A 26,729-nucleotide genomic window follows, 5' to 3' on the forward strand; every position below is an offset into this window, starting at 1 on the left:
CTTCGCGCCACTCCGGGGCGAAGCACGCGCAAAATCAGGAAGGATCCAGCATGTCTCCGTCCCCACCGAAGTGGGCGAGGCTGTTCGGCGCCGCACTCTTGGGCACCGGCCTCCTGCTCACCCTCGACACCCCGGCGCGCGCGGACATCCCGCCCGCGGACTACCAGCAGGTCGCCCTCGCCACCGGTGCGGCCGAGCTCGGCGAGGCCATGTCGCTCGCCGTGCTGCCGGACCGTTCGGTCGTGCACACCTCCCGCGACGGCACCGTCCGCGTCACCACCGCGGCCGGCGCGACGTCCGTCGCGGCGAAGCTGAACGTCTACACCCACGACGAGGAAGGCCTCCAGGGGGTCGCCGCCGATCCCGGGTTCGCCACCAACCGGTTCGTCTGGCTGTACTTCTCGCCGCGGCTGTCCACACCGGACGGTGACGCGCCCACCGACGGCACCGAGGCCGACTTCGCGCCGTTCAAGGGTGAGCTGCACCTCTCGCGGTTCGTCCTGAAGACCGACAACACCCTCGACCTCGCCAGCGAGAAGGTCGTCCTCAAGGTCGCGAACGACCGCGGCCAGTGTTGTCACGTCGGGGGTGACATCGACTTCGACGCCGCCGGCAACCTCTACCTCACCACCGGCGACGACACGAACCCGTTCTCCTCGGACAGCTACTCGCCGATCGACGAGCGGACCACGCGCAACCCGCAGTTCGACGCGCAACGCTCGTCCGGCAACACGAACGACCTGCGCGGCAAGCTCCTGCGCATCCACCCGCAGGCCGACGGCACCTACACCGTCCCGTCGGGCAACCTCTTCGCGCCGGGCACCGCGAACACGCGGCCGGAGATCTACGCGATGGGCTTCCGCAACCCGTTCCGGATGAGTGTCGACAAGCCGACCGGCGTCGTCTACCTCGGCGACTACGGCCCGGACGCCGGCGTCACCAACCCCGACCGCGGGCCGCAGGGCCAGGTCGAGTTCGACCGGATCACCGGGCCGGGCAACTTCGGCTGGCCGTACTGCACCGGCTCGAACACGACCACCGAGACCTACAACCACTTCACCTTCCCGAGCGGGCCGTCCGGCGCGAAGTACGACTGCGCGGGCGGGCCGACGAACTCCTCGTTCCGCAACACCGGGCTCGCCAAGCTGCCGGTGCCGAAGGCGGCGTGGATCAAGTACGCCGGGGACGAGGGCTCGCCGCCGGAGTTCGGCAGCGGCTCGGAGTCGCCGATGGGCGGGCCGGTCTACCGGTACGACGCCAATTCGACGTCCACGATCAAGTTCCCGCAGTCCCTCGACGGCAAGTTCTTCGCCGGGGAGTACGGGCGCAAGTGGATCAAGGCGGTCACCGTCAACGCCGACGGCAGCCGCGGCACGATCGACAACTTCCCGTGGACCGGCACGCAGGTCATGGACATGGCGTTCGGCCCGGACGGCGCCCTGTACGTCCTCGACTACGGCACCGGGAGTGACAACCAGGCGCTCTACCGGGTCGAGTACCTCGCGGGCACCAACCGCAGCCCGGTCGCGAAGGCCGCGGCCGACAAGACGTCCGGGGCCAACCCGCTGACCGTGAACTTCTCCTCCGCGGGCAGCACCGACCCCGAAGGCGGGGCGCTGAGCTACCGCTGGGCCTTCGGTGACGGCGCCACGTCGACGTCGGCGAACCCGGCGCACACCTACACGACCAACGGCACCTACTCGCCGACGCTCACGGTGACCGATCCCGACGGCCTGACCGGCACGGCGAGCCTGGTCGTCACGGTCGGGAACACCGCACCGACGGTGAACCTGACCACTCCCGGTGACGGCGCTCTCTTCTCCTTCGGGGACACCGTGCCCTTCCAGGTGACCGGCAGTGACCCCGAGGACGGGCCACTGGACTGTTCGAAGGTCAAGGTCACCTACCTGCTCGGCCACGACAGCCACCAGCACCAGATCACCCAGGCGACCGGGTGCAGCGGCTCGATCGCGGTCCCTGTCGACGGTGAGCACGACGCCGCGGCGAACATCTTCGGCGTGTTCGACGCGCAGTACACCGACAACGGCGGGCTGACGTCGCACAGCGTGCACAAGCTGCAGCCGCGGCACCGGCAGGGTGAGCACTTCTCGGCGCAGTCCGGGATCCAGCTCGCCGACCACGGCGCGGCCGAAGGCGGCCGGACCGTCGGGTACACCGACAACGACGACTGGATCTCGTTCACGCCGTACGCGCTGGGCAACGCGACGTCGATCAGCGCACGCGTGTCCTCGGCGGGTCCGGGTGGCACGCTCGAGGTCCGCGCGGGCTCGCCGACCGGCACGCTGCTCGGGTCCGTGGCGGCGCCCAGCACCGGGGACTGGGAGGTGTTCCAGAACGTCACGGCGAACCTGACGAACCGGCCGTCCGGCACGACAACGCTGTACCTCGTGTTCAAGGGCGTCACCGGGCAGGGCAACCTGTTCGACCTCGACTCGTTCACCTTCACCACGGCGACGCAGGCGGGCGCGATCGAAGGCGAGTCGTTCACCTCCGGCTCCGGCGTCCAGATCGCCCCGCACGCCGCGGCCAGTGGCGGCAACACGCTGGGCTACATCGAAAACGGCGACTGGGCCGGGTACGCCTCGGTGAGCACGGCGGGCGCGCGGACGTTCTCCGCGCGGATCTCCTCCGCCGGCCCGGGTGGCACGATCGAGATCCGGTCCGGCTCGGCCACCGGGACGCTGCTGGGCAGCGTGGCGGTGCCACCGACCGGCGACTGGGAGGTGTTCCAGAACGTCACGGCGTCGGTGTCGGGTGGTTCCGGGCCGCTGTTCCTCGTGTTCCGCGGCGGTTCCGGTTCCCTGTTCGACATCGACACGTTTAGCCTGAGCAGCATGCCGACCCAGGTGGATCCCGCGTACGACGTGCTGGTGTTCTCCAAGACGGCCGGCTTCCGGCACGACGCGATCCCGGCCGGGATCCAGGCGATCCGGGAGCTGGGCACGGCCCAGGGGTTCGGCGTCACGGCGACCGAGGACGCGTCGGTGTTCACGGCCACCGAACTGGCGAAGTACAAGGCGGTGATCTTCCTTTCGACCACCGGTGACGTCCTGGACGCGAACCAGCAGGCGGCCTTCCAGTCCTATGTGGAAGGTGGGGGCGGGTACCTCGGCGTCCACGCCGCGGCCGACACCGAGTACGACTGGCCGTGGTACGGGCAGCTCGTCGGCGCCTGGTTCAAGAGCCACCCGGCGATCCAGCAGGCCCGGTTCGTGACGGAGGACGGCACCCACCCGGCGACCGCCCACCTGCCGGCGGTCTGGACCCGGACCGACGAGCTGTACAACTACCGCACGAACCCGCGGGCGCAGGTGCACGTGCTGCAGACGCTCGACGAGTCCAGCTACACCGGCGGTGAGATGGGCGCCGACCACCCGATCACCTGGTGCCACCCGCAGGGGAGCGGCCGGGCGTTCTACACCGGTCTCGGCCACACGATCGAGTCCTATTCGGACACGGCGTTCCGGACCGAGCTGCTCGGCGGAATCCGGTACGCCGCCGGAGTGGTCGCGGCCGACTGCGGTGTCGCGCACTCGTCCACAGTGGAGGGTGAGTCGTTCACGTCCGGATCGGGCGTGCAGATCGCCCCGCACAGCCCGGCCAGCGGCGGCAACACGCTGGGCTACATCGAAAACGGCGACTGGGCCGGGTACGCCTCGGTGAGCACGGCGGGCATCACGCGGTTCAGCGCGGTGGTGTCGTCCGCGGGCGCGGGCGGCACGATCGAGATCCGTGACGGCTCGGCCACCGGCGCCCTGCTGGGCACGGTCGCGGTGCCTTCGACCGGAAGCTGGGAGACGTTCCAGACGGTCACCACCACGGTGACCGGCGGTTCCGGCCCGCTCCACCTGGTCTTCCGGGGCGGCGCGGGTTCCCTGTTCGACATCGACACCCTGACGGTGTCGTAACGCGGGGAGGGGGCCGCCGTGCTGTCACGGCGGCCCCTCTTCCGTCAGCGGACCACTTCGGCGACCCCGAGCATGTTGCCCTCGCTGTCGCGGAACCAGGCGGCGCGTTCGCCGCGGCCCTTGCTCGGGTAGTTGCCGCGGACGTCCATGATCCCGTCCACGGCGCCGTCGTACTCCTCGAACACCACGCCGCGCGCCCGCATCTCGGCGACCGCCGCCTCGATGTCGTCGACGTAGAACCCCATCTGCGTGAAGGATCCGTCCGACGCGCCGGCGGAGGCGAAGAGGCAGAAGACGCCCGACACGCCTTCGTAGCGCAGGCCGCCTTCACGCTCCTCGGCCGGTTCGAGGCCGAGCTTCTCCGAGTACCACCGGCGGGCTCGGGCCAGGTCCTGGGTCGGGATACGGGCTTCGAACCGCGCGTTGCTCAACATCACCCGAGGGTAGCCGCTTACCGCACGCCGAGCAGGTGCTCCAGGGCCAGCTGGTTCAACCGCGTGAAGTGGTAACCACGGGCCGCGGCCGCGTCGAGGTCGAAGTCGTCCTTCAGCAGGTCGTCGAACGACTCACCCGGCGCCAGTGTCGGTGTCGACAGTTCCGGGACCCGCGACGCGGCCAGGGCCTCCGCGACCTCGGGGTCGGCCCGGAACTTCGCTGCCTTCTCCTTGAGGATCAGGTAGGTCCGCATGTTCGCGGCCGCGGACACCCAGACGTCCTCGGAGTCCTCGGTGCGCAGCGGCTTGTAGTCGAAGTGCCGCGGGCCCTCGTAGCCGCCGTTCTCCAGCAGGTCGACGAGGAAGAACGCGCTCTTCAGGTCGCCGTGGCCGAAGATCAGGTCCTGGTCGTACTTCGGGCCGTGCTGGCCGTTGAGGTCGATGTGGAAGAGCTTGCCCTGCCACAGCGCCTGCGAAATACCGTGCACGAAGTTGAGCCCGGCCATCTGCTCGTGGCCGACCTCCGGGTTGAGCCCGAACATCTCGGAGCGCTCCAGCTGGGAGATGAAGCCCAGCGCGTGCCCGATCGTCGGCAGCAGGATGTCACCGCGCGGCTCGTTCGGCTTCGGCTCGAGGGCGAACCGCAGCGAGTAGCCCTTCTCGACGACGTAGTCGGCGAGCAGGTCGAGGCCCTCCTTGTAGCGGGCCAGCGCCGCGCGGACGTCCTTCGCGGCGTCGGACTCGGCGCCCTCGCGGCCGCCCCAGAGGACGTAGGTCTCCGCGCCCAGCTCGGCCGCGAGGTCGAGGTTGCGGCGCACCTTCCGGAGCGCGTAGCGCCGGACGTCGCGGTCGTTGCTGGTCAGGCCGCCGTCCTTGAACACCGGGTGGGTGAACAGGTTGGTCGTGGCCATCGGCACCTTGAGGCCGGTCTCCGCGAGCGCCTTGCGGAACCGCTCGATCGCCTTGTCGCGGTCGGGCTCGGTGGCGAGCAGGTCGTCGTCGTGGAAGGTCACACCGTAGGCGCCCAGCTCCGCCAGCCGGTGCACGCTCTCCACCGGGTCGAGCGGTGGCCGCGTCCCGACCCCGAACGGGTCGTTCGCGGGCCAGCCCACGGTCCAGAGGCCGAAGGTGAACTTGTCGGCCGGCCGGGGGGCGTAGTCGCTCATGACTGTCCCTTCATTTAGTTCACGTTGTAGACTAAATATGCGCCGCGGCCGTCCCGGGCGTCAAGAGGCCGGTTAGAGTGCTTCGCAGGGAGGGACGCGATGACCCAGGCCGTGCGGCACGACTCGATGCGCGCCCGCAACCTCGAGGTCGTGCTCGGCGCGGTCAGCCGCGGCGGGCCGCTGACCCGGGCAGCCCTCGCCGAGCTCACCGGGCTGACCAAGTCGACGGTCTCGAAGCTCGTCGGCGACCTCGTCGACGCCGGGCTGCTCGTCGAGACCGGCCCCGCCCGGGCGGGCGAGCGCGGCCGGCCGGGCGTGGAGGTCGTGCTCAGCGGGGCGCGCGTGGCGTCGCTGGGGCTGGAGATCAACGTCGACTACCTCGCGGTGCGCGTGCTCGACCTCACCGGCGTGGTCCGTTTCGCCGCGCGGCGCTCGCGGGACAACCGCGGCTCCCGGCCGAAGAAGGTCATGGCGGAGTTGCAGGCCCTGGCCGCGGAGGCGCTGACGGAGTCCCACCGCCTCGGGCTGGAGCCGGCGGGCGCGGTGCTGGCGGTGTCCGGCCCGGTCGGTGACGGTGTGCTGTTCAGCGCCCCCAACCTCGGCTGGCAGGACGTCCACCCGGCCGACCTCCTGCGCCTGCCGGTCCCGGTGGAGCTGGACAACGAAGCGAACCTCGCGGCCCTGGGCGAGCTCTGGTACGGCGACGGCGAGCGTGACTTCCTGTACGTGTCCGGCGAAGTCGGCATCGGCGCGGGCCTGGTGGTGAACGGCGCGCTGTTCTCGGGCGCCCGCGGCCTGGCCGGCGAGCTCGGGCACGTGGTGGTGGCGCCGCAGGGACCACCGTGCCGCTGTGGCGGAAGCGGCTGCCTGGAGACGTACGCGGGTCAGGAAGCGTTGCTGGCGGCGGGAAAGGCCGCGTCGGTGCCGTCGTTGCTGGCGGCGTTGGACCGCGGCGACGAGGTCGCGTTGTCGGCCTGCGCGGCGGCCGGGCAGGCTCTGGGGATCGCGCTGACGTCGGCCGTGAATCTCCTCGATCTGGACCGTGTGGTGCTGGGTGGGGTGTTCACGCAGCTGTACCCGTGGTTGTCCGGGCCGGTTTCGGAGGTGCTGGCGGCGCGGTTGGGTGGTCTGCGGGGTGCGCCGCCGGTGTTGTCGGCGTCACGGCTGGGTGGTGACGCGGCGACTTTGGGTGCCGCGGGGCGGGTGGTGCATCGGGTGCTGGCTGATCCGGCGCCGTTCTTGGCGCGGGCTCAGGAGGCGTAGGCCTCCACTTCGGACAGTTGCCCGGCGGGCCAGCCGGTGTTGCCGGTGAAGGTCAGCCGGACGTACTGGTTCGCTGTTGCCGGGACCGGGATCGTTGCCGTGTTTCCGCTCGCCGGGTCGAAGACGTAGCCCGCCGGGGCGGTGCCGTTCACCGAGATCGACTGGGTTCGCGTGCCCCAGGATGGCGGTAGCTTCAGCACTAGGCGGCTGACCGTGCGGGGTGCGCCGAGGTCCACCGTGAACGTCTGGGGGAACGCGTTGTTCGTGCTTTCCCAGTAGCTCGACGCGTTCCCGTCGACGGCGTTCCCCGGCGGGAACCCGCCTTGCGAGCCGCTCGCGGACGCCGCCTTGCCCAGGGCCAGGTTGGTCACCGGGCCGGCCAGCTGCGACGCCCAGTAGCGCGTCCGGTCCAGGTAGGCCGTTTCCGAAGCCGCGCCCGAAGTTCCGTAGGCGCCGGAGAACGTGTCGTACCCGAACGGCGGCGGGGAAGAGCGGGCCGGCTCGATGATCGAGCCTTCGTGCCACTCGTTGAACGACGTCACCGAGACCCAGTCGGCGTTCGATGCCAGCGCGTTCTGCCACTCGCGGTCGTAGGTCGCGCCGTTGTCGCGGGACAGCGTCGGGGTGGTGTTGCCGGGGACCGCTCGGTCATCGTTGTAGCCCGGGCCCACCGACGGCGCCCAGACGAGTCCGTTGGCCTTGCAGTACGCGCTCGCTTCACGCCAGCCCGGCGCCGTCGCCCCGGCGATCGCGTCGTAGGTGTACATGCCGCCGAAGTGGGCGACCTTGCTCGTGTCCGTGGTCTGCGCCAGCACGATCGCCGACGAGCGCACCTGATCGAGCGCCGACCAGTCCGTGATGCGCAGGCTTTCGAAGACGTAGAACGCGCCGCGCCCGCCCTCGCGGTAGAACGCCGGGCTCCCGCCGTAACGCCCGGTGAGGTAGTTGACGTCCGCCACCGTGGACGCGGCGGTGCGCCCGGCGTAGGGCTCGAGGTGCCAGGCAACGCGGATCCCGTGCCGCGCCGCGGCGGCCAGCACGCCGGCCGCCAGACCGTCCTCATAGGACCCCTGACCCCACCAGCTGTAGACGAGCACCCCGGCGCCGGACTGTTCGATCCACCGCATGTGCTGCTCGACCACGCCGCCGTCGCCGGAGTCGTAGGGGCCGAGAACCGGGTAGAAGTTCGCGCCGACGTCGTCCGGTGGGGTGTGGCCGCCCTGCTGCCAGTGGCGGTAGGCGCCGGAACTGTTGCCGTACCAGGGGTAGTAGAAGAGGTGGGTCCGGCCCGAGAGCGCCGCGGCGGCGTGCGCGGCCGGTGCGGTCAGGGTGGCCACCAGGAGGAAAAGGGCGGCGAAGATCATCGTGAACCGTCGCATGGGGAGCCCCTCGTCGCGCCGTTGCGTGGGAGTGGTCCCGACCATACGGACGGGAACCGAGCCCGGGCAATAGTTTTCCGGACATGCGCAAACTTGCGTCGGAAAGCCACCAGGAGAACGAAAAACGCCTCAGGTGAACCCGGGGTGGCTCCCGTTGAGCGGGACTGGTCGTGTTGCCCGGGTGGGGTGGGGGCAGGGTTCCGGCAAAGTCGGGGCGGACGTGACCGGCGGGCCGCTGTGATGTCGTGAATGACTCATTCACCTCGTCAGAGGTCATGAATGAGTCATTCATGACACTTCCCGGGCCGCTACCGCAACGTCCGGTGTGGTGTACCTGGCCGTCCGCGCTGCGAGCTGACCGGCGAATCCGACTTGGCCGGAACCTGGGGCAGCCACCGCCGCAGCGCCGCTCAACGTTCGGTGTCAGAACGCGACCGGGTCTCGTCGGCCGGGATTTCGCCCGGCCTTGGGTGTTCGTACCGGCAGCCGATGCGGGCCCCGCCGGCGCGGGACGCGGACTTTCGCCGCAGCGGTCGGCAGCCGTCCTCGCCGACGCAGTCTGCCGGTCAGGAGGTGGGGCAGGGAGCGAGCGGCGTCGGCGGCGACGAACGCGTCCCGGGCATCGGTCTTCGCGCGACCTGATGCCCGGCTACGCGGGCGACCGCGACCGGCACGGTCCCGGTGGTGGCGGGGTCGGCCGACCACGATCGGCACGGGGCCGCGCTGGGAGAGTTTGTCGAACAGAGTTTTCGGTTCGGTGTTGGGCAGCGGGCCGTCGTGCAGCCGGGTCGTCAGTCATGCCGGGCCTGGTGACCACAACTGGCCGGGAGTCACGAAAACACGAAAGCCGCCCCGGGGCGGACCCCGGGGCGGCTTCCGATGAGCGGGACTAGCTCACTGCGTTGACCTGCACCAGCGAGCTCCCGACGGTGACACCGGTGTCGGTCTGCACGGTCAGCTGACCGCGCAGGATCCGGCCGGCCGCCGGCGGGGCCTTGACCGTCACCGTGCCCGGGACGGTCCACGAGCTGCCCGACGCGTGCGCCGCGTTCGTGTCAGCCACCTCGACCGAGCCGAACGACGGGTTGGTGAACACGTCGAGGTAGTCGTACTGCGTGGTGCCCGCGGGCACCGCGTACCCGTCGACCAGCGCGACCCAGACGCCCGCGGCCGGGTTGGCCACGGTCACCGACTCCTCGGAGTCACCGTCCGCGCTGACCGCCGCCTGCACGCAGGAGCCGGTCGTGCAGTTGTACAGCACCAGGTCCAGGTCGGCGCCGACGTCGGACGTCTTGCCGATCGTGGCCGTCAGCGACGTCGAACCCGGCGTCACCGCGATCTGGTACTGCTGCTGCGCGCCTTCGGCGATCGACGGCCGCGCGACCTTCGCGCTGCCCAGCGTGGCGCCGTTCAGCTTGCCGGTGAACGCGCCGAGCGTGTTCGTCACGGTGTACGAACGCGCGATCGGCGTGTTCAGCGTGGCCGAGGCGATGGTGTCCGGGTTCGGCGAGATCGCCGTGCCCAGCACCGAAGCCGACAGCTTGTACGCCGCATTGTCCACATCGGACGTCCGGCGCGCTTCGACGACGATCTCCCACACACCCGGCAGCGGGTTGGCGATGGTGCGGCTGGTCGGCGTGCCACCCGGGCAGCCGGCCCCCGCGTCCGGCAGGTAGCAGAACGTCGTCGACGTGCTGGCCTCGGCCGGGACCCCGGTCGGGTCGTAGCGCAGGAACCGCACCTGGCCCTTGCCCGGCGCGCCGGCGCCGGCGTCCAGGTCGACCTTCAGCGCGCTGGCGCCCTGGGGCACCCGCACGAAGTAGCTCGTCGCCTGGTTGCGGGCGATCTTGCCGGAGACGTCGACCTGGAAGCCCTTGGCCGCGGTGAACTCCTGCGGCGCGAAGACCGTGTTGAGGGTCTGCACGTCGATGCCCACGGTCAGCGGGTTGTCCAGGTACAGCAGGGACGAGTGGACGCCCGCGGTCTTCGGGTTCACCTTGACGTCGAACTTCACCGGCGTGTTCAGCGGCAGGACCACCGTGGCCGCCGAGGAGAACGTGCCGTCGTTGCCCGTCCACCGCGCGAAGTACGGCACCGGACGCTCCGAACCCGTGGTGCGCGTGATCGTGTACGTGCGGGTGTAGGCCGTGCCCGTGGTCACGCCCTCACGGTCGTGGATGCCCACGCCCGTGTTCGGCTTCGCGAGCAGCCCCGACAGCGCGGTGTGCACCTCGACCGACGTCGAGACGGCGTCCGGCTTCGGGTTGAGCGACAGCGCGACGAACGCGGCCGGGACGTTGAACAGGCCCGCGCCCTGGGCGTACGCGCCGATGCCCGGCACGAACCGCGCGGTCGACTTGATCGCCGAACGCAGCTGCGCCACCGGCGGCCGCTGGCCCTGGTGCGTCGCCTTGTACGCGCTCACCAGCAGTGCCGCCGCGCCGGTCGCCTGCGGCGCCGCCATCGACGTGCCCTGCAGCATCGCGTACCCGGCGGGCAGGCCGTACGTGCCGGCCACCGGGCCTCCCGCCTCCCAGCGCGGGGTGGTGGAGATCGCCGCGCCCGGCGCGATGATGTCCGGCTTGAAGCCGCCGTCCTCACGCGGGCCGCGCGAGGAGAACGGGTGCAGCGACTCGGCGTTCTGGGTCTTCGAGCCGTAGTTCGAGAGCCAGGTCTCCTTGGTGATGTACGAGCCGACCGAGATCGCGTCCGTGGCCACCGACGGGTCGCCGACGGTGTTCGCCCCGTAGCCGCTGTTGCCGGCCGAGATGAAGATCTGGACGTTGTACTCGGCGATCGTGCGGTTGTAGAGCTCCGCGCGGGCGTTGTTGCCGTCGTTGAGCGCCGGCAGGCCGCCGATCGAGATGTTGATGACGTCCGCGCCGTGGCTGGCCGCGTAGACGACGCCGTCGATCAGGCCCGACGACGTGCAGGCGGTGCCGGTGAGGCAGACCTTGACCGCCAGGACCTTCGCGCCCGGGGCCGCGCCGTCCATCTTGCCGCCGAACAGGTCGTTGCCGGTGGCGATGCCCGCGACGTGCGAGCCGTGCTCGGCGCCGGCGATGCCGATGCCGACGAAGCCCGGCTTGTCGGTCTGGACGACGAAGGCCATCCGCTCGGCGATGTCGGTCGCCGGGTTGTCGGTGCCGAAGTAGCCGACGTCGTACTTCTTCGCGTAGTCGGTCATCGGCTTCTCGTCGGTGAAGTCGCCGTTGCCGTTGAGGTCGACGCGGACCTCCTTGGTGACGCTGTCCTCGAGCACACCCCAGGAGTCGGCGCGGTCGCCGTCGCGGTTGACGTCACCGCCGGTCTCGCTGTCCGCGCCGCCCAGGTCGCCCGCGGTCTCGCTGAAGACGCCGAACGTGTACGGGCCGCCGGTCGCCGGGGCCGTCCAGGTCTTGCCGTTCGCGGTGAAGGTGCCGGTGTACGTCGCGGCCGACTGCGCGACCCAGGTGCCGTCGCCGGAGTTGGTGGCGTTGGCGTTGTACCAGTCGACGATCTTGCGCTCGCCGTGGCTGGTCTTCGCCAGCGCGGGGGAGTCGAGGTCGACGCCGGAGTCGAGGACGGCGACCGTGGTGTCCTTGCCGTCCCAGTTGGGCAGGACCTGGCCGAACTGCGCCGCGTAGGTGTCGCCGGTCGGGAGGTAGGGGTTCACGCGCGGGGTGTTCTTGCCGGGCGCGGGCTGCGGCGCCGGGTCCTGCGCGCCCTCGGGCTTCGGGTCGTCGCGGTAGACGAGGCCGTCGACGTCGACGGCGTTGACCGACTTGAGCTTCGCGGCCTTCTCGGCCTTGGCGGTGGGAACGCTGACCTTGACGTAGTCGAGCTTGGTGTCGGTGGACTGGACGACCCCGCCGAGCGCCTTGAGCTCGGTGACGGCCGCGCCGGTCTGGCCCTTCTCCGCCGCGATCAGCAGCGTGACGTCGGGCTTTCCGGCCTTTTCGGCCTCGGCGACGAGGGCGCGGTCGTGCTCGTCGAGGGTCTTGCCGTCGGTGGCGCCCGCCGTGGCCGGGGCCTGCTGGGCGGAGGCCACCGGGACGGCGATGCCGAGGACGGAGGCGCCGAGGGCGGTGGCGAGGACGGTGATCCCGGCCCGCCGTCTCCAGCGCGGTCTGTGCTGTGTCACTGAAACGACCCTTCGTGAAGAGATGCGTCCGACAAGTAGACGTCCGTGAAGTACACAACGTGAGATCTTCGTCAGCAATCAGACAGTTAGCCCATCAACCGCAATTGGTTGCGAGCCGAATGGCCTAACCGGATCACCAGTTAGGAGGCCACTCGAAGCGGAGCTTTCACGTGAAAGCTCCGCCTTGCTGTACGTGCGTATAGGGGGCTACATTGCTGTGTAGTCGGCTATCCGAACGTATAGGACGCTCATGAACACCGAAGACCTCACCGCGCGGGCCCGGATCCGCGACGCCGCCATCCGCCTGTTCACCGAACGCGGCATGGAGAAGACGTCGGTCCTGGACATCGCGAAGGAGGCCGGGGTGTCGGGCGGGCTCATCCGCCACCACTTCGGCTCCAAGGACGGCCTGCGCGAGGCCTGCGACGTCCACGTCTTCGACGAGCTGCTGAAGTTCAAGGAGGAGGCGCTGGCGAAGGGGCACGCGGACCCGGGTTTCGTGCCGACGTTCGACGCGCGCCAGCTGCTGTTCCGCCGCTACCTGGGCCGGGCGATGATCGACGGCTCCGAAGCCGCGGCCGCGCAGTTCGTCGACATCGTCGACGGCACCGAACGCTATTTCCGCGAGCAGCACCTGGACATGCCCGACCCGCGCGGGGTCGCCGCCGCGCTCGCCGCCATGACCGGCGGACTGATGATCCTGCAGGACCACGTCGCCCGCGCGCTCGGCGAGGAGCCGGGCACGCACGAGGCGATGCTGCGCATGTCGCTGGCCGCCGGGCACCTCTTCCTGAACCCGCTCGGCGACGCCGACGTCCTCGACAAGGCCCGCGAATCGCTGGCCGCGTACCGACGAAAGGAATGACGATGGCTGAGGCGATCACCGCCGACGGCCTCACCAAGGCGTTCGGTCCCGCGAAGGCCCTCGACGGGCTCGACCTGACCGTCCACACCGGCGAGGTGCACGGGTTCCTCGGACCCAACGGCGCCGGCAAGACCACCACGATCCGCGTCCTGCTGGGGCTGATGCGGGCCGACGGCGGCCGCGCCACCCTGCTCGGCGGCGACCCGTGGACCGACGCGACCGAGCTGCACCGGCGGCTCGCGTACGTGCCGGGCGACGTCACGTTCTGGCCCAACCTCACCGGCGGCGAGGTCATCGACCTGCTCGGCCGGCTGCGCGGCGGCCTCGACAGGACGCGCCGCGCGGAGCTCGTCGAGCGCTTCGACCTCGACCCGCGCAAGAAGGGCCGGACGTACTCCAAGGGCAACCGGCAGAAGGTCGCGCTGGTCGCGGCGCTGGCGTCCGATGTGGAGCTGCTGGTGCTCGACGAGCCGACGTCCGGGCTCGACCCGCTGATGGAAGAGGTGTTCCGGCAGGTCGTCGCGGAGGAGCGGGAGCGCGGCGACCGGACCGTGCTGCTGTCCTCGCACATCCTTTCCGAGGTCGAGGCGCTGTGCGACCGCGTCACGATCATCCGGGCCGGCCGCACCGTCGAGTCGGGGACCCTGGACGAGCTGCGCCACCTCGGCCGGATCACCATCGACGCGTCGCTCGCGCGGGTGCCGGCGGACCTGGCGTCGCTGCCGGGGGTGCACGACCTGAGCACGTACGGCTCGCACGTTCACCTGTCCGTGGACCAGACGGCGTTGGACGACCTGATGCGGCACCTCGCCGAAGCCGGGCTGCGCAACCTGGTGAGCCGGCCGCCGACGCTCGAGGAGCTGTTCCTGCGGCACTACCGCCAGGACGCGCCGGTCGGAGCGGCGCGATGACCGGGACCTGGGCGCTGCTGCGGCTGGTGCTGCGCCGCGACCGGCTGCTGATGCCGCTGTGGGTCGTCTGCCTGGCGGTCGCGCCGCTGGGGTACCTGTCGTCGATCAAGGCGGCGTACCCGGATGCGGCGTCGCGGCAGCACTTCTACGACCTGAACGCGTCGAGCGCGACGTTCGTCGTGCGCAACGGGCCGCTGTACGGCTCGTCGGTGGGCAACCTGCTGGCCTGGCAGTGCGGGTTCGTGCCGGTCGTCGTCGGGCTGATCGCGCTGCTGACGGTCGTGCGGCACACCCGCACCGAGGAGGAGGCGGGCCGCCGCGAGCTCACCGGCGCGACCGTCGTCGGGCGGCACGCCGGGCTGGCGGCTGCGGTGCTTTTCGCTTGCGGGGCTTGCCTGGTGTACGGCCTGCTGGTCGGGCTCGGCGTCGCCGCCCAGGGCGAGCCGGCGGCGGGTGCGTTCGCACTGGGGCTCGGGTTTTCCTTGGTGGGCTGGGTGTTCGCCGGGGTCGGCGCGATCGCGGCGCAGCTGACGTGGGGCGCGAGCGGGGCACGCGGGATCGGGATCGGCGCGCTGGTGCTGGCGTTCCTGCTGCGCGCGGCGGGGGACAGCAATGCGTCGGCCGACTGGCTCGCGTGGCTGTCGCCGATCGGCTGGGCGCACCGGCTGCGGCCGTTCGCGGGGGAGCAGTGGTGGATCTTGGTCTTGGCGTTGGCCTTCACCGGCGTGCTGGTGGCGCTGGCGGTCGTCTTGTCCGCGCGGCGGGACCTCGGCGCGGCATTGCTCCCGGCACGGCTGGGGCGAGCGACGGCGAAGGCGTCACTGCGGTCGCCGTTGGCGCTCGCCTGGCGGCTGCAGCGGGGAACGCTGCTGGTCTGGACCGTCTGCCTGGTGCTGGTCGGCCTGCTGATGGGCGGCGTGGCGCAGAACGTCTCGGACCTGCTGCGGGACAACAAGGCCGTCGGGGACGTGTTCGCGCGGCTCGGCGGAGGCGGCGCGGTGGTCGACGCATACCTGGCCGGAACGATGACGTTGTACGGCCTCGCGGTGGCGGGCTACGCCATCCAGGCGACGCTGAAGCTGCGCGCGGAAGAGGCGGCGGGCCGGGCAGAACCGCTGCTGGCGACGGCGGTCAGCCGGCTCGCCTGGGCGGCGTCGCACCTGGTGATCATGGTGCTGGGCTCAGCGTTCCTGCTGGCGCTGACGGGGTTGACAACCGGCTTGGCGTACGGCGCTTCACTGGTCCCGACGGCACTGGCCCAGCTCCCGGCGGTGTGGGTACTCGCCGGGCTGGCGGCGCTGCTGACCGGCGTCTTCCCGCGCTTCGCGGCGGCGACGTGGGGGCCACTCGGGGCGTTCCTGCTGCTGTCCCTGGTGGGTTCGGCGTTGCAGTGGAACTCGTTCGTGCTGGGGATTTCGCCGTTCCAGCACCTGGCCCGGCTGCCGGGCGGAAGCTTCACGCTGACGCCGGTGCTCTGGCTGGCGGCGATCGCCCTGGTGGCGGGGATCGGCGGCCTGACGGCGTTGCGACGCCGTGACATCCCGGTGGGCTGACAGCGAAAGGCGACCACACCGGGGGTCCAGGGGGCTTGCCCCCTGGCGGGGGTCTGGGGGTTTGACCCCCAGGAGACACGGCGAGCGAGGTGGGTGCGCGCTTTCCGCGCACACACCTCGCCCACTCGCTCGCGGCAACCGAGGGAGTCGAACCCTGCGCGGCTTATGAGGGCGGCGCCCATGGACCGGCCCTGACCCTTCGGCGGGCGACGGCTGCCATCTCGTACAACGGTAGCTAATACCCATCTCATTCCCATCTCACTCCGTGCTTCACCCGGACGGGTCCGGCTGGCAGGGTGGTCGGCATGGATGATCTACTGCTGCGCCGTGTGCGGCCGGGACTTCGCGGCGAGCTCGCGGACGTCCGGGTGAACGACGGCCGGGTCACGGCGATCACCGAGCCGGGGTCCGGGGCCTTCGCCGCGCGGGTGGTGGACGGGCACGGCGGCACGCTGCTGCCGGGGCTGGTCGACGCGCACGTCCACGTCGTGCAGTGGGCGACGTCCCGGCGCCGGATCCCGCTGGACGCGGCCCGGTCGGCGACGGAGGCGGTCGAGCTGCTGCTGGCCCACCTGCTGGCGACGCCGGCGCCGCAGACGGAACTGGTCGTGGGCGCGGGTTTCCGCGACGGGCTCTGGCCGGACAAGCCGCACAAGGAGCTGCTGCAGCGGGCGCTGCCGGGGCGCGCGGTCGCGTTGTTCAGCGCGGACCTGCACACGCTGTGGCTGAGCCCGGCGGCGCTGAAGCTGATCGGCCGTGAGCACCCGACGGGGGTGCTGCTGGAGAACGACTGCATGAGCGCGACGGCCCAGCTCCCGACGGCCGCGGTCGACGTCCAGGACGAGTGGGTGGCGGAAGCGGTGTCCGCGGCGGCCGCGCGGGGTGTCACGGAGATCGTCGACTACGAGTACGCGGACACGGTCACGGACTGGACCCGGCGGGGCGCGCCGGCGGCCCGGATCTCGTGCGTGATCGCCCGGTACCTGCTGGACCAGGCGATCGAGCGCGGCCACCGCACCGGAGACGTCCTGCCGGATTCGGGCGGGCTGCTGACGGTCGGGCCGTTCAAGCTCTTCGTGGACGGTTCGCTGAACACCCGCACGGCTTACTGCCACGACCCTTATCCGGGTTCGGACTCGCCGGGGCTGCTGGAGCTGCCGCCGGCCGAGCTGGTTCCGTTGCTGGAGCGGGCTTCCGCGCACGGCTTGGTCCCGGCCGTGCACGCGATCGGCGACCAGGCCAACACGATCGCGCTGGACGCGTTCGAGCGGGTCGGCTGCCCGGGCCGGATCGAGCACGCGCAGCTGCTTTCGCCGGCCGACGTCTCGCGGTTCGCGGCGCTGGGCGTGATCGCGGCGGTCCAGCCGGCGCACCAGCCGGACGACCGTGACGTCGCGGAGAAGTATTGGCACGGAAGGACTTCGCGGGCTTTCCCGTACCGGTCGCTGCTGGAGTCGGGGGCCCGGCTGGAGTTCGGGTCGGACGCCCCGGTGGCGCCGCTGGACCCGTGGGACGGGATCGCGTCGGCGATCTCCCGGACCGACGACGACCGGCCGGCTTGGCACCCGGAACAGGCGTTGTCGCTGGCGGACGCGCTGGCGGCGTCTTCGGGCGGACGTCGGGGAGTCGCGGTGGGGGACGTCGCGGACCTGATGGTGACGGCGGCGGACCCGTCGGTGCTCTCGCCGGCCGACCTGAGGGCGCTCCCGGTGACGGCGACGGTCCTGGCCGGACACGTCACGCACCTCGTCTAGCCCCGGCCACTACGATCCCCGGATGCCGGACGTCCGCCAGCGCATCCTCGAAACCGCCACGCGGCTGTTCGACCGGCACGGGGTGCACGCCGTCGGGATGCAGCGGATCATCGACGAGTGCGGGTGCGGCAAGAACCTGCTCTACGGCCGGTTCGCGGGCAAGGACGACCTGGTCGTCGCGTACCTGGCGCACCACAGCGGCGACTGGGACGCGCTCGTCGCGGACATCCGGACGGCGGGCGACCCGGAGTCGCGCCTGGTGGACCTGGTGCGCGGGGTGGGGGTGCGGGCCATCGCGCCCGGCGCGCGCGGCTGCCCGCTTCGCATCGCCTTGACGGAGTTCCCGGACCGCGCCCACCCGGTCCACCGCGCGGCGATCGACCACTTCCGGCGGGTGCGGACGCAGCTGCGCGAGCTGGCGGCCGAGACGACGGCGCGCGAGCCCGGTGATCGTCGACGGCCTGTACGCGAACGGCCCGACCCTCGGCGCGGAAGCCGCGGAGACGGCGGTCGCCCTGGCCGCGGACGTGGTGCGGGCCGAGGTGTCAGCGAAGGGTGCGGAGGGCTGCTGACCAGGCCTGACGGGACACGGTGAGCTGACCGGACGCGGGGGCTTTGCTGTCCCGCACCCCGACGGTGCGCTCGATCGCCACCTCGACGCAATTGCCTGAATCGCCGCTGTAAGACGACTTGCGCCAGTTGCGGTGCATCCGTGCCTCCGGCTATCTCGTGACCTCCGCGATGAGGTCGCGGGAGGCATCCTCGCTCAATGCAGTTCCCGTCAGCATCTTAGCAAGCCGGCGATAAGTGGTCATGTGACGATCATCGGAGAGAAAAGCGCTCCCGCCATGGTATTCGAGGAAGATGACCGGTGGCAGGTCGTCGTATTCGTAGACGATAAAGCTGCCCAGCAGGCCGGGGTGGTACCCCCGGCCCGACCGGACGATCCGCAGCGAGACGTTCGGCAGCCGGGACATCTCGAGAAGATGGTCGTACTGGTCGGACATGATGTCTTCGTTGCCCACCTGCTCGCGGATGGCGGCCTCGTAGATAACCGCGTTCAGTCGGGCGGGGTCGGGCCGCGTGAGGATCTTCTGCCGGTCGAGCCGGACTTTGAGGCGGGCGTCGGCCTGGTCGACCGTGAGGTTCGAATTGCTCAACAAGGCCCAGGCGTAATCGGCGGTCTGAAGCAGTCCGGGGATGATGGCGAGTTCCCAGTTGACAATTTTCGTCGCGGTTCGCTCACATTCGAGCAGACCGCTCAGGGGTGCCGGAATCTCGGGCGATCCGGTGGTGATCCAGTCCGGCTCGCGGGCGCTCTGCGCCAATTCCAGCAGGTGCTTCTGCTGCTCGCCGCGGATCTCGAAGAAGCCGAGGATGAGCGCCACCGCCGAGATCGGCGGCACCCGCAACCCCTTCTCCCACAACGACAGCAGCTGCGGCGTGAAGCCGAGGATCGTCGCCAGCTTGCGCAGTCCCATCTTTCGCGACTCGCGGATCTCGCGGAGACCGGCGGCCAGCGTCCGCGCGCGAGGTGTGGAAGAAGTCGGTTTCATGCGCCCGATCGTACAAAGCGTTGTCCATCACCCACTCAGCGTGTTGGTGTCCACCGGACAGGACGGATTCACTGGAGTCATGTTGAGGTGGCAGCAAGCGGAGGGAAAGCGCCACGCGCTCGACGGCGCTTTCCCTCCGCGTCCGGAAGAAACGTTCGTGACTTTGTGCGGGGAAGAGGTGACCGTCGCGGTGTGCGACGTCCCGCAGCTCGGCGGGAACTGGTTCGACCCGACCTGCACCGGCTGCCGGGACGCGTGGCTGGCCCGGTGCTGACCGACGCCGGCCGGGACCACCGGCTGCTCGACCGCATTCGCGACCTCCACGCGTCGCTCGCGCTCGACCTGGCCTGGCTCGCCCGCACGCTCGACGAGGAGGCCCCGCGGCCGGACATCCTCCGCGACCTGGGGGAGCGCCTCGCCGACCTGGGCACGGATCTCGTCGGCCGCGCCGACGAGCTGGACGCCCGGGTCCGGGCCACCCTGCCGGACCACGGGTGGCTCCCCGAAGCGGGCGCACGGCGGCGAGCGCTGGCCGTCGCCCACCAGGTCGGCCCGCACCCCCTCCGGTGCGGGCCGATCTTCCTGGCCGTCTGCGGCGCGGCGTGTTTCCCCTTCTACGGCACGGACCCGACGGGCCGGACGACTCGCCACGAACGGTGCGAAAGGTGCCTCCAGGTGCGCTGACCTGCCGTTCGTGCTGAGCTGGGGGCATGACCGAGGCGAAGACGACGGCGACCGAGCGCTTCTTCCGGATCGCGATCGCGATCAAGGGGCTCGACGGCGGGCTGCAGGTGGTCGGGGCGCTGATCCTGGCGTTCATCCCCGCGTCGGCCGTCAGCGGGTTCACCCACGCCGTCATCACGCGCGACCTGCTCGGCGACCCGTCCGGCACCCTCGCCCGCCACCTCGAGTCGGCCACCGAGAACTTCCTCCACGGCGACACGAAGACGTTCGCAGTGGCGTACCTGCTCGCCCACGGCCTGATCAAGCTCGGGCTGGTCTGGGCGCTGGCGCGCAAGATCGTCCGGGCGTACCCGGTCGCGGCGATCATCCTCGCCGCGTTTGTCGTCTACGAGGTGATCCGGGCGATCCACACCCATTCGATCGCGTTGCCGTTCTTCGCCGCGCTCGACGTGGTCATCATCGTTCTCGTGCTGCGCGAATACCGGCAGCTGAAGCGGTCACGAAGTGCATGACGGCGACGTGTCGAGCGGCCGGCCCTGCGACCACACGAGGTCGACGAGGTTCGCCGCACCGTCGGCCCCGATGCTCAGGATCGGCAGCACTTTGTCGATCTGGTTGCCGCTGTCCTGCCGGAACGCGATGAAGCCGGTGGCGCCCGGCACGGCGGAGGTGCAGTTGATCTGCGAGACGAAGTTCGCCACCGACTGCGAGTTCGACGACGGGTCGTTGTCGGCCGCGCTGAGCGCCGTCGCGACGGCGTCGTGCTCGATCATCGCCGCGCCGTCGGAGAGGCCACCGGCCTCGAACGCGTGCGTGCCCGCGAAACTGTTGAGGAAGTCCGCGTAGTTCTGCCGGTAGGCCAGCGCGGCGTCGTTGCCGGTGAACTTCGTCCACTGGTCCGGGTAGGCCAGCGCGGTGTACATCGGCGTCACGGCGATGTCCCCGGTCAGCGGGAGTTTCGTGCCGACGAGCGTCGCCGCGTCGTCACCGGAGATGACCTTGACCGAGCGGAGCTGCTCGCACGCACCGCTGTTGGACAGCGCGTAGATGAACGACCGCAGGTCGACGCCGCGGCCGGCGAAATAGATGACGTCCGGCTGGGTGTTGCAGATCTCGGAGTGCATGCGACGGAACAGTTTCTGGAAGTAGTCGTCGCGGTTCGTGCCGGTGAGCTGCCCCGGGTAGGTGTACCTCTGCGAGGCCTTGATCGGCACCGACTGCTGCTCGGTGAACGCCTTGCTCAGCGTGCCCGCGTATGTGTCGGCTTCGTTGCCGTCGGCGATGAGCATCGCGCTGCGGTTCGGGAGCTTCGTGATGTAGTTGACCGCGGCGTGCGCTTCGTCGCTGTTGGTCGGGCCGACGCGGAAGAAGTTCTTGATGCGCTTGCCGTCGGCGTCGACGTTGAGGTCGTCGGCGGTGACCGTCGCGCCGATCGTGACGATGCCGTTGCGCGACAGCTCCGCGATCGCGTCGCGCGTGCTCTGCAGGCTGATGCCGACACCGGTGACGGCGGCGATGCGCAGCGCCTCGGCGTTCGCGACGATCTGGTCGACCGCCGCGCGCCAGTGCTCGGCGCTGCTGCCGTAGTTCGCCAGCAGCAGCTTGACCCCGGTGGTGTCCGGACGCGGCCACGCGGCGGCGATCGCGCCCTGGACCTCGTGGCGGATGAAGTCGATCGGCGTGCTGTCGACGTCCGGGTCCGGGGTCAGGTTCTCCAGCACCACCACGGTTTTGTAGTTCGCGCCCGCCTGGGCGTTCCGGGCGGCGATCACCGCTTCGAGCTCGGCGAGGGGATCGTCGTCGCGCAACGGCCCGGAGTCGAGGGAGAGGCCGACGCAGACGTCGTTCTCCTCGGTCAGCCCGGCGCCGCACTGCTGCCAGGGCTGCTGCCAGACGAGGACCACGCCGACCAGGAGCACAACGACGGCGGTGACGGCGATCCAGTGCCGGTGGAGGACGCTGCGCGGCCGGACGGGTGGCTCGGCGGCGCGGGTCCGCGGGGTGAAGCGGTCGAGCAGGGCGGTGCGGGGCATCGGCGTTCCGTCCGTCAGGGCCAGAGGCCGTCGAAGGCGAGCTTGGCGGTGTCTTCGAGCGCCTGGGTGTCCGAGCGCTGCGAGATCGACGACAGGTTGGTCAGCGCGGTGCGGATGCTCTTGTTCTGGTCCGGGCCGCGCACGGCGAACGGGTTCGCGCTGAGCCAGCTCGCGGCGACCAGCCGGGCGAGGTTGTTGCGGATTTCCGTGCGGTCGTCGGGGTTTCGCTCGATGTCGGCGTCGACGAGCTTGCCGAAGAGCCGTTCGTAGTTCTCGTCGAGCGGCTGGGCGTCCGGGGCGTGGACGACGACCGTGAGCCGGTCTATCCACTCCTGGTGCGGGAGTTTCGGGAAGTCCCGTTCGAACAGGTCGACCACGGCGGGGAAGTCGCCGAGGGCGAGCAGGCAGTAGGCGAGCCGGACGTCGTCGGCCTCCGGGGCGCCGCGCAGCGCGGAGAACTGGGCCGCGTAGGTCGGGCCGCCGTCGCCGTTGCGCCGGGCCAGCGCGGACACCAGGTTGCCGGCGAGCCAGGGGTGCAGCGTGACGTGGTCGGGCGTGCCGCCGCCGTGGCCCGGCGCGTTCACCCACAACGACGCGCGCAGCTCGGTGAGGATCGGGCCGACGTGCGGCTGGCCGACCAGCCCGTGCTCGGGCAGCGGGACCAGCCACGGCGCGGTGGCGAACGGCGCGGCCGTCACCAGCGCCTCGGTGTCCACACTGGACAGCCGGAGGTCGGTGAGCCAGCGGCGCCACGGGTCGGGACCGGACGTGCCGAGCACATCGCGGGCGCCGGGGCGGACCGAGGTGTCGCGCAGGGCCGCGGCGAGCTGCTTCGCCGCCTTCGGCAGGCCGCCGCTGGCCCGGTGGACGAACTCGGCCGTCGTGCGCGCGACGGCCTTGCCCAGCAGCGCCGCGACTTCGTGGACGGTCAGGGGCTCGAGCAGCACGGGGTAGTAGGCGGGCGGGCGCGCGCCGTCCGGGTGCTCGGCCCAGTCGTCGTAGGAGGCGTCGCGGCAGCTCGGCACGACCCGGGCCGCCGTCCCGCCCGGCTGCCACGGCGGCCGCCAGGCGCGGGCCAGCTCCCGCTCCCACTCGCCGTCCCACTTCCCGCTCGTCGCCACGACCAGCAGCGGATCGCCGGTGCCGCGGTCGCCGTGCTTGCGGCGGTAGGCCTCGCGGGCCGCCGTCAGCGCCTTGAGGAACGCGAGCCCGCCCGGGTGGTCGACGTCGTCGAGCAGCACCACCCAGTTGTGCACGTGGGACACCTTCTCCGGGTTGACGCAGTCGCACGGGCTGCGCCGCTCCGGGACGGACATCCGGCGGTGGTTCTCGCGGACGTCGGCGAGGAACGCCTCGGTCAGCCACGCGGTGACCCCGTCGGGGTCGGGCTCGGCCCCGCGCGCCAGCCAGTTGAGGTCGACCAGCGCGTCGAGGGCGTCGCCGGTGGTGAAGCGGTCGAACTCGGTCAGCGAGCGCAGGATGTGGCCCAGCCGCGGGCGGAGGGTCTGCAGCAGCCCCGGGACCTCGTCGGCGAACGCGGCGCCGAACGGGGCCGGCACGGCGGTCTTCGCGAAGATGCGCAGCCAGGGATCGAAGCTGCCGTTCCAGCGGCTGCGCTTGAACTTCCGGAGCTCTTCGCGCAGCGTCTCGCGGTCCCGGCGGCGGTCGGTGGTGCTGAGCTCCGCGTTGACGGCGATCAGGGCGACGGCCAGGCGCAGGAACCGCGGCCGCGCGCGGTGCCGCCACTTCCGGGAGAGCTCGTAGGCGAGCCTGATCAGCACGTCGACCGGGGCGGGCTCGTCACCGGCGAAGTCGAACCGGGCGTGCACGACACCCCAGCCCAGGTGGCCGGTGATCTCGGACAGCGCGTGCGACTTGCCGGCGCCGACCGGGCCGAGCAGCAGGACCACCGGTTGCGGCCGCGGCGGTTTGCCGGTGACGCCGTTCCAGAGCAGGCGGCGGGTCAGCAGAACGGAACCGGAATGATCCGCTTCGACCATCAGTGTGTACTCCCCCAGTGAACCACGACCACGTCGGGTTACCAGGTTAAACACTCCGTGAGCACTCGGCTACGGGTTCCCCCCGTTTGGCCGACTTTTGTCCATGATTTCCGGCTCACGCGGCGACGGGAAATCGCACCGTCGTGCTGTCGGCCTCCAGGGGTTCGACGTAGAGGGCGGTCGCGTTGTCCGAGCCACCCCGGGCGAGCGCGGCGCCGACGAGCTCGGCCGCGCCGGCGCCCGGATCGGCCAGCACAGCACGGATCCCGCTGCCGGTGAGCGGTTTGTGGACACCGTCGCTGGTCAGCAGCAGGCCCGCGCCCGGCGTCTCCGCCGTGCCGATCTCCGCCGGCTTGGTGGTGCGGACGCTCGTGGTGACGACGTGTTCCATCCGCGGGGTCACCGGCTGGTGGCGGGCGCGGAAGTACTCGGCGAGCGTGTGGTCGGTGGTCAGTCGGGTCAGCGTGGCGCCGTCCCAGGTGTACGCGCGGGCGTCGCCGACCCAGGCGATGCGGTACCCGCCGTGTTCGGCCGGCATGGCGACGACGAGCACAGCGTCCCCGAGCGTCTGCTCGCGCACCGCGCGCTGCGCCGCGAGCACCGCTTCGACGGGTCCTTTGTGGACCGGCGTCCGGGCGGCGGCCGCGGCGGCGGTCCGGGCCGCCCGGGCGGCGGCGGGCTCGTCCCCGACCCCGTCGGCGAGGGCGAAGACGATGCCCGGCCCGCCGGCCGCGGCGTACGCCCCGACGGCGTCGGCGTTGAGCTCACGGGGCCCCTGGGCGCTCGCGGTGTGCCAGCGCGGGTACTCCGGTCGTGTCGTGATCATCGCGGCCTCCTCGTCCCCTCTGCCTTCGATGATCCGCTCGTTACCTGTGTGCCGTCTGAGACTTTTCTGTGCGGCGCGTCAGTGGATGCCCGCCGGGTAGGGCGACGACCGGAAGTCGTGGTCCAGCTGCGCGGGCGAGCGCGGCAGCCAGTGCCGCGCGACGGCGCGGACCTGCTCCCGCGGCAGCGGCGGGTTGACGTGACGGTGGTCCGGCTTCGCGATGGACTGCAGCGCCCAGGCGAACCCGAGCACCGGGTCGAGCCGCGCCCACCGACGGCGGTCGATGTCGAGCAGCATGTGCGCCCGCTGGACGGCGTGCCAGAAGTGGTAGCTGCTCGGCGGGTCGCCGTCCATGGTGTGCACCTCGGACTCGACGTCCGCGCGCCCAGGGTCGAAGAGGATGCCCTGCCCGAAGGCGGCGAAGGCGCGGATGAGGCCTTCGTCGTCGTTGCGGTAGAAGCGGTCGAAGTTGCCGAGCTGGAGCTTCGAGATCGTCTTGAGTGGCGCTTCGACGGGCTTGAGGAACTCGACGTAGTTGTTCGGGTAGCCGGGTTCCTGGCTGAGCTTCAGCCATTCCGCGTAGATGCCGTCTGTCTGCTGGAGGTAGCCGAAGAAGACCTTGTAGGCGTCCTGGGTTTCTTGCGACGGGTGGTACAGCGCGATTTCGTCGAGCTGGTACCAGAGCTCGTTGGCGCGGCGGTCGCCGAGCATGCCGGGCACGGGCGGGAGGCCGGTGTCGGCTGTGGCAGTCCCCCCGAGCACAACGGTCCCGGCCACGGTGGCCGCGCCGATTTTGAGCAGGTTCCGACGATCGAGCACGAGAACAACCCCCTGGCCGGCGGCCCCCTGCCGCCGTTCACCGCCAAGGTACCGAAAATCCCGGTAAGATCGTTTCCGTGGACGATCACCGGGCGATTTCCGACCTGATCGCGTCGTACGCTTTCCTGGTCGACGCGGGGGACTTCGCGGGAGTGGGGGCCCTGTTCGCGTCGGGGACGTTCGTGGGAAGCGGCGGCGCGTTTCGCGGCGCGGCGGAGGTTTCGGGGATGCTGCGGGACACGGTGATCCTGTACGAGGACGGAACGCCGCGGACCAAGCACGTGACTTCGAATGTGGTTGTTTCGGTGAGCGGGACGTCGGCTTCGGCGCGGGCTTATGTGACGGTGTTGCAGGCGGTGCCGGGGTTGGTTCTGCAGCCGATCGCCGCGGGGTCGTATGCGGACTCGTTCAGCTTTGTGGACGGGGAGTGGGCGTTCTCGGAGCGCCGGGTGAAGATCGACCTGCTGGGCGACGTCAGTCATCACCTGAGGTCCCGATCTTGAGCTCGACTCGGGCCGATGCTCCATTCGACGGCATGCTCCGTACCGAGTGAAGTGATTTGATGACTCATTGGTAACGGCGAGTCGGTGCCGCACGACTTGCAGGGGACTCCACTCGCCGGGGTGAGGATGGCCTTGCATGGTACTCGTTGGCAGTGACGTCTCGGGCTGGTTGATCACCGCCTTCCCGGACATCTCGAGCAACTTGATCGCCGCGGCGATCGGGGGCCTCGCTGTCTGGCTGGCCACTCGGACGGCCAGAAGGCTGAGGTTACTGCGCGCACGCCGGTTCTGGCGTGCGATGGGTAGTCGTCGTCCGCTCATCGTCCTGGGCGCCCCCGACGAGGAAGCGTTACAGAAATGGGAGAGGTCGGGGATGGTGGGCCAGGGCGACATCCTGGCGCTCGTCGAGATCGAGACTCAGCTTCGCCGGCTGGGGTACGCTGGACGGATCGTCGAATCGAGAGAGTTGACCTCATACGACCTGAAGTCGGACCTCATCTTGATCGGCGGTCCGGACGGCAACTCCGTGACTGCGACGATGATGAAAGAATTGCGCGGGAGGATATCGTTCGAATTCGCGGAGAAGGCTGCGAAGCTGTACAGCAAGGACTCCGCTGTGGAGTTGATGCCGCAGTACGACGACCGCGGCAATCCGATCAACGACTACGGTCTGATTGTCCGAGCGACGAACCCGCTCGCTCCGGGAACGGCGGAGATCGTAATCTTGGCTGGGTGCTGGGGGTTTGGCACGGCAGCCGCCGCGGCGAAACTGGGCGATCAAAAATTCCTGCGCAAACAGCGGCGATCGAAGCACTTCGAAGCGCTGGTCGAGACGACCGTAGTGCGCGGTGGGTACTACAACACCAAGCTGCTGGAAGCGAAGCAGATCCTGCCTGGCCTGCGCGACTGAGGCCCGGGCCTCCGAAGAGAC

22 protein-coding genes and 1 pseudogene are annotated in these 26,729 nt (G+C 70.6%); 12 read left to right on the forward strand and 11 right to left on the reverse strand.

Going from position 1 to position 26,729, the window contains the following annotated elements:
* Nucleotides 1–50: 50 nt before the first annotated feature.
* Nucleotides 51–3,929 carry a carbohydrate-binding protein gene (locus tag ACZ63E_RS05755; RefSeq protein WP_465334627.1) on the forward strand — a complete coding sequence of 1,293 codons (3,879 nt, stop codon included), beginning with the start codon at nucleotides 51–53 and terminating at the stop codon, nucleotides 3,927–3,929.
* Between the two features lie 44 nt (nucleotides 3,930–3,973).
* Here the strand turns inward: ACZ63E_RS05755 and ACZ63E_RS05760 are convergent, their stop codons facing one another.
* Complete coding sequence (locus tag ACZ63E_RS05760; RefSeq protein WP_465334629.1) at nucleotides 3,974–4,363, reverse strand: VOC family protein; 390 nt, start codon at nucleotides 4,361–4,363, stop codon at nucleotides 3,974–3,976.
* A gap of 17 nt (nucleotides 4,364–4,380) precedes the next feature.
* A complete protein-coding gene (xylA, locus tag ACZ63E_RS05765) occupies nucleotides 4,381–5,529 on the reverse strand; it encodes a xylose isomerase (RefSeq protein WP_465334631.1) in 1,149 nt (382 codons plus the stop codon).
* Nucleotides 5,530–5,628: 99 nt separating this feature from the next.
* Here xylA and ACZ63E_RS05770 point away from each other — a divergent pair, with 99 nt between their 5' ends.
* Complete coding sequence (locus tag ACZ63E_RS05770; RefSeq protein WP_465334633.1) at nucleotides 5,629–6,792, forward strand: ROK family protein; 1,164 nt, start codon at nucleotides 5,629–5,631, stop codon at nucleotides 6,790–6,792.
* Here ACZ63E_RS05770 and ACZ63E_RS05775 read toward each other — a convergent pair.
* From ACZ63E_RS05775 to ACZ63E_RS05785, 3 genes and pseudogenes are all read right to left on the reverse strand, one after another.
* On the reverse strand, nucleotides 6,780–8,171 hold the full coding sequence (locus ACZ63E_RS05775) for a discoidin domain-containing protein (RefSeq protein ID WP_465334635.1): 1,392 nt from the start codon (nucleotides 8,169–8,171) through the stop codon (nucleotides 6,780–6,782). The two genes, ACZ63E_RS05770 and ACZ63E_RS05775, sit on opposite strands and share 13 nt — an antisense overlap.
* Nucleotides 8,172–8,738: 567 nt before the next feature.
* A pseudogene (locus tag ACZ63E_RS05780) lies at nucleotides 8,739–8,960 on the reverse strand (IS110 family transposase); the annotation flags it as partial.
* 100 nt (nucleotides 8,961–9,060) lie between these two features.
* The gene (locus ACZ63E_RS05785; protein ID WP_465334637.1) at nucleotides 9,061–12,294 is read right to left on the reverse strand and encodes a S8 family serine peptidase; all 3,234 of its coding nucleotides are present in this window, start codon (nucleotides 12,292–12,294) and stop codon (nucleotides 9,061–9,063) included.
* Between the two features lie 250 nt (nucleotides 12,295–12,544).
* Here ACZ63E_RS05785 and ACZ63E_RS05790 point away from each other — a divergent pair, with 250 nt between their 5' ends.
* From ACZ63E_RS05790 to ACZ63E_RS05810, 5 genes are all read left to right on the forward strand, one after another.
* Nucleotides 12,545–13,159 (forward strand): TetR/AcrR family transcriptional regulator, encoded by a 615-nt coding sequence (locus ACZ63E_RS05790; RefSeq protein ID WP_465334639.1) that lies wholly within the window; start codon nucleotides 12,545–12,547, stop codon nucleotides 13,157–13,159.
* Between the two features lie 2 nt (nucleotides 13,160–13,161).
* The gene (locus ACZ63E_RS05795) at nucleotides 13,162–14,070 is read left to right on the forward strand and encodes an ABC transporter ATP-binding protein (protein ID WP_465334641.1); all 909 of its coding nucleotides are present in this window, start codon (nucleotides 13,162–13,164) and stop codon (nucleotides 14,068–14,070) included.
* The gene (locus tag ACZ63E_RS05800; protein WP_465334643.1) at nucleotides 14,067–15,623 is read left to right on the forward strand and encodes an ABC transporter permease; all 1,557 of its coding nucleotides are present in this window, start codon (nucleotides 14,067–14,069) and stop codon (nucleotides 15,621–15,623) included. The genes ACZ63E_RS05795 and ACZ63E_RS05800 overlap by 4 nt, the downstream gene beginning before the upstream one ends.
* A gap of 305 nt (nucleotides 15,624–15,928) precedes the next feature.
* The gene (locus ACZ63E_RS05805) at nucleotides 15,929–17,377 is read left to right on the forward strand and encodes an amidohydrolase (protein ID WP_465334645.1); all 1,449 of its coding nucleotides are present in this window, start codon (nucleotides 15,929–15,931) and stop codon (nucleotides 17,375–17,377) included.
* Nucleotides 17,378–17,399: 22 nt separating this feature from the next.
* Nucleotides 17,400–17,972 carry a TetR/AcrR family transcriptional regulator gene (locus tag ACZ63E_RS05810; protein ID WP_465334647.1) on the forward strand — a complete coding sequence of 191 codons (573 nt, stop codon included), beginning with the start codon at nucleotides 17,400–17,402 and terminating at the stop codon, nucleotides 17,970–17,972.
* Here the strand turns inward: ACZ63E_RS05810 and ACZ63E_RS05815 are convergent.
* Entirely contained in the window at nucleotides 17,923–18,087 is a 165-nt protein-coding gene (locus ACZ63E_RS05815; protein WP_465334649.1) for a DUF397 domain-containing protein, read from the reverse strand. The two genes, ACZ63E_RS05810 and ACZ63E_RS05815, sit on opposite strands and share 50 nt — an antisense overlap.
* A 12-nt stretch (nucleotides 18,088–18,099) precedes the next feature.
* The gene (locus ACZ63E_RS05820; protein ID WP_465334651.1) at nucleotides 18,100–18,933 is read right to left on the reverse strand and encodes a helix-turn-helix domain-containing protein; all 834 of its coding nucleotides are present in this window, start codon (nucleotides 18,931–18,933) and stop codon (nucleotides 18,100–18,102) included.
* A 79-nt stretch (nucleotides 18,934–19,012) separates the two neighbouring features.
* Here ACZ63E_RS05820 and ACZ63E_RS05825 point away from each other — a divergent pair, with 79 nt between their 5' ends.
* The 3 genes from ACZ63E_RS05825 to ACZ63E_RS05835 are packed head-to-tail and all read left to right on the forward strand — an operon-like array spanning nucleotide 19,013 to nucleotide 20,129.
* Entirely contained in the window at nucleotides 19,013–19,207 is a 195-nt protein-coding gene (locus ACZ63E_RS05825) for an HC3 family zinc finger protein (RefSeq protein ID WP_465334653.1), read from the forward strand.
* Entirely contained in the window at nucleotides 19,201–19,617 is a 417-nt protein-coding gene (locus ACZ63E_RS05830; RefSeq protein WP_465313188.1) for a hypothetical protein, read from the forward strand. Before ACZ63E_RS05825 ends, ACZ63E_RS05830 begins: the two co-directional genes overlap by 7 nt.
* A 26-nt stretch (nucleotides 19,618–19,643) precedes the next feature.
* Nucleotides 19,644–20,129: a DUF2127 domain-containing protein gene (locus ACZ63E_RS05835; RefSeq protein WP_465334655.1), complete on the forward strand. Its 486-nt coding sequence runs from the start codon at nucleotides 19,644–19,646 to the stop codon at nucleotides 20,127–20,129.
* Here ACZ63E_RS05835 and ACZ63E_RS05840 read toward each other — a convergent pair.
* From ACZ63E_RS05840 to ACZ63E_RS05855, 4 genes are all read right to left on the reverse strand, one after another.
* Nucleotides 20,115–21,650, reverse strand: coding sequence for an ABC transporter substrate-binding protein (locus tag ACZ63E_RS05840; RefSeq protein WP_465334657.1), 1,536 nt, complete (start codon nucleotides 21,648–21,650; stop codon nucleotides 20,115–20,117). The genes ACZ63E_RS05835 and ACZ63E_RS05840 overlap by 15 nt on opposite strands.
* A gap of 14 nt (nucleotides 21,651–21,664) precedes the next feature.
* Entirely contained in the window at nucleotides 21,665–23,650 is a 1,986-nt protein-coding gene (locus ACZ63E_RS05845; RefSeq protein WP_465334659.1) for a hypothetical protein, read from the reverse strand.
* A 115-nt stretch (nucleotides 23,651–23,765) separates the two neighbouring features.
* Nucleotides 23,766–24,476 (reverse strand): PP2C family protein-serine/threonine phosphatase, encoded by a 711-nt coding sequence (locus ACZ63E_RS05850; RefSeq protein ID WP_465334661.1) that lies wholly within the window; start codon nucleotides 24,474–24,476, stop codon nucleotides 23,766–23,768.
* Nucleotides 24,477–24,554: 78 nt separating this feature from the next.
* On the reverse strand, nucleotides 24,555–25,295 hold the full coding sequence (locus ACZ63E_RS05855) for a hypothetical protein (RefSeq protein ID WP_465334663.1): 741 nt from the start codon (nucleotides 25,293–25,295) through the stop codon (nucleotides 24,555–24,557).
* Between the two features lie 77 nt (nucleotides 25,296–25,372).
* Here ACZ63E_RS05855 and ACZ63E_RS05860 point away from each other — a divergent pair, with 77 nt between their 5' ends.
* Together ACZ63E_RS05860 and ACZ63E_RS05865 are read left to right on the forward strand one after the other, a co-directional pair.
* Nucleotides 25,373–25,798 carry a nuclear transport factor 2 family protein gene (locus ACZ63E_RS05860; protein ID WP_465334665.1) on the forward strand — a complete coding sequence of 142 codons (426 nt, stop codon included), beginning with the start codon at nucleotides 25,373–25,375 and terminating at the stop codon, nucleotides 25,796–25,798.
* A 136-nt stretch (nucleotides 25,799–25,934) separates the two neighbouring features.
* Entirely contained in the window at nucleotides 25,935–26,708 is a 774-nt protein-coding gene (locus ACZ63E_RS05865) for a hypothetical protein (protein WP_465334667.1), read from the forward strand.
* The last annotated feature ends 21 nt before the right edge of the window (nucleotides 26,709–26,729 follow it).

This window comes from Amycolatopsis sp. NPDC104819 (assembly GCF_055583145.1).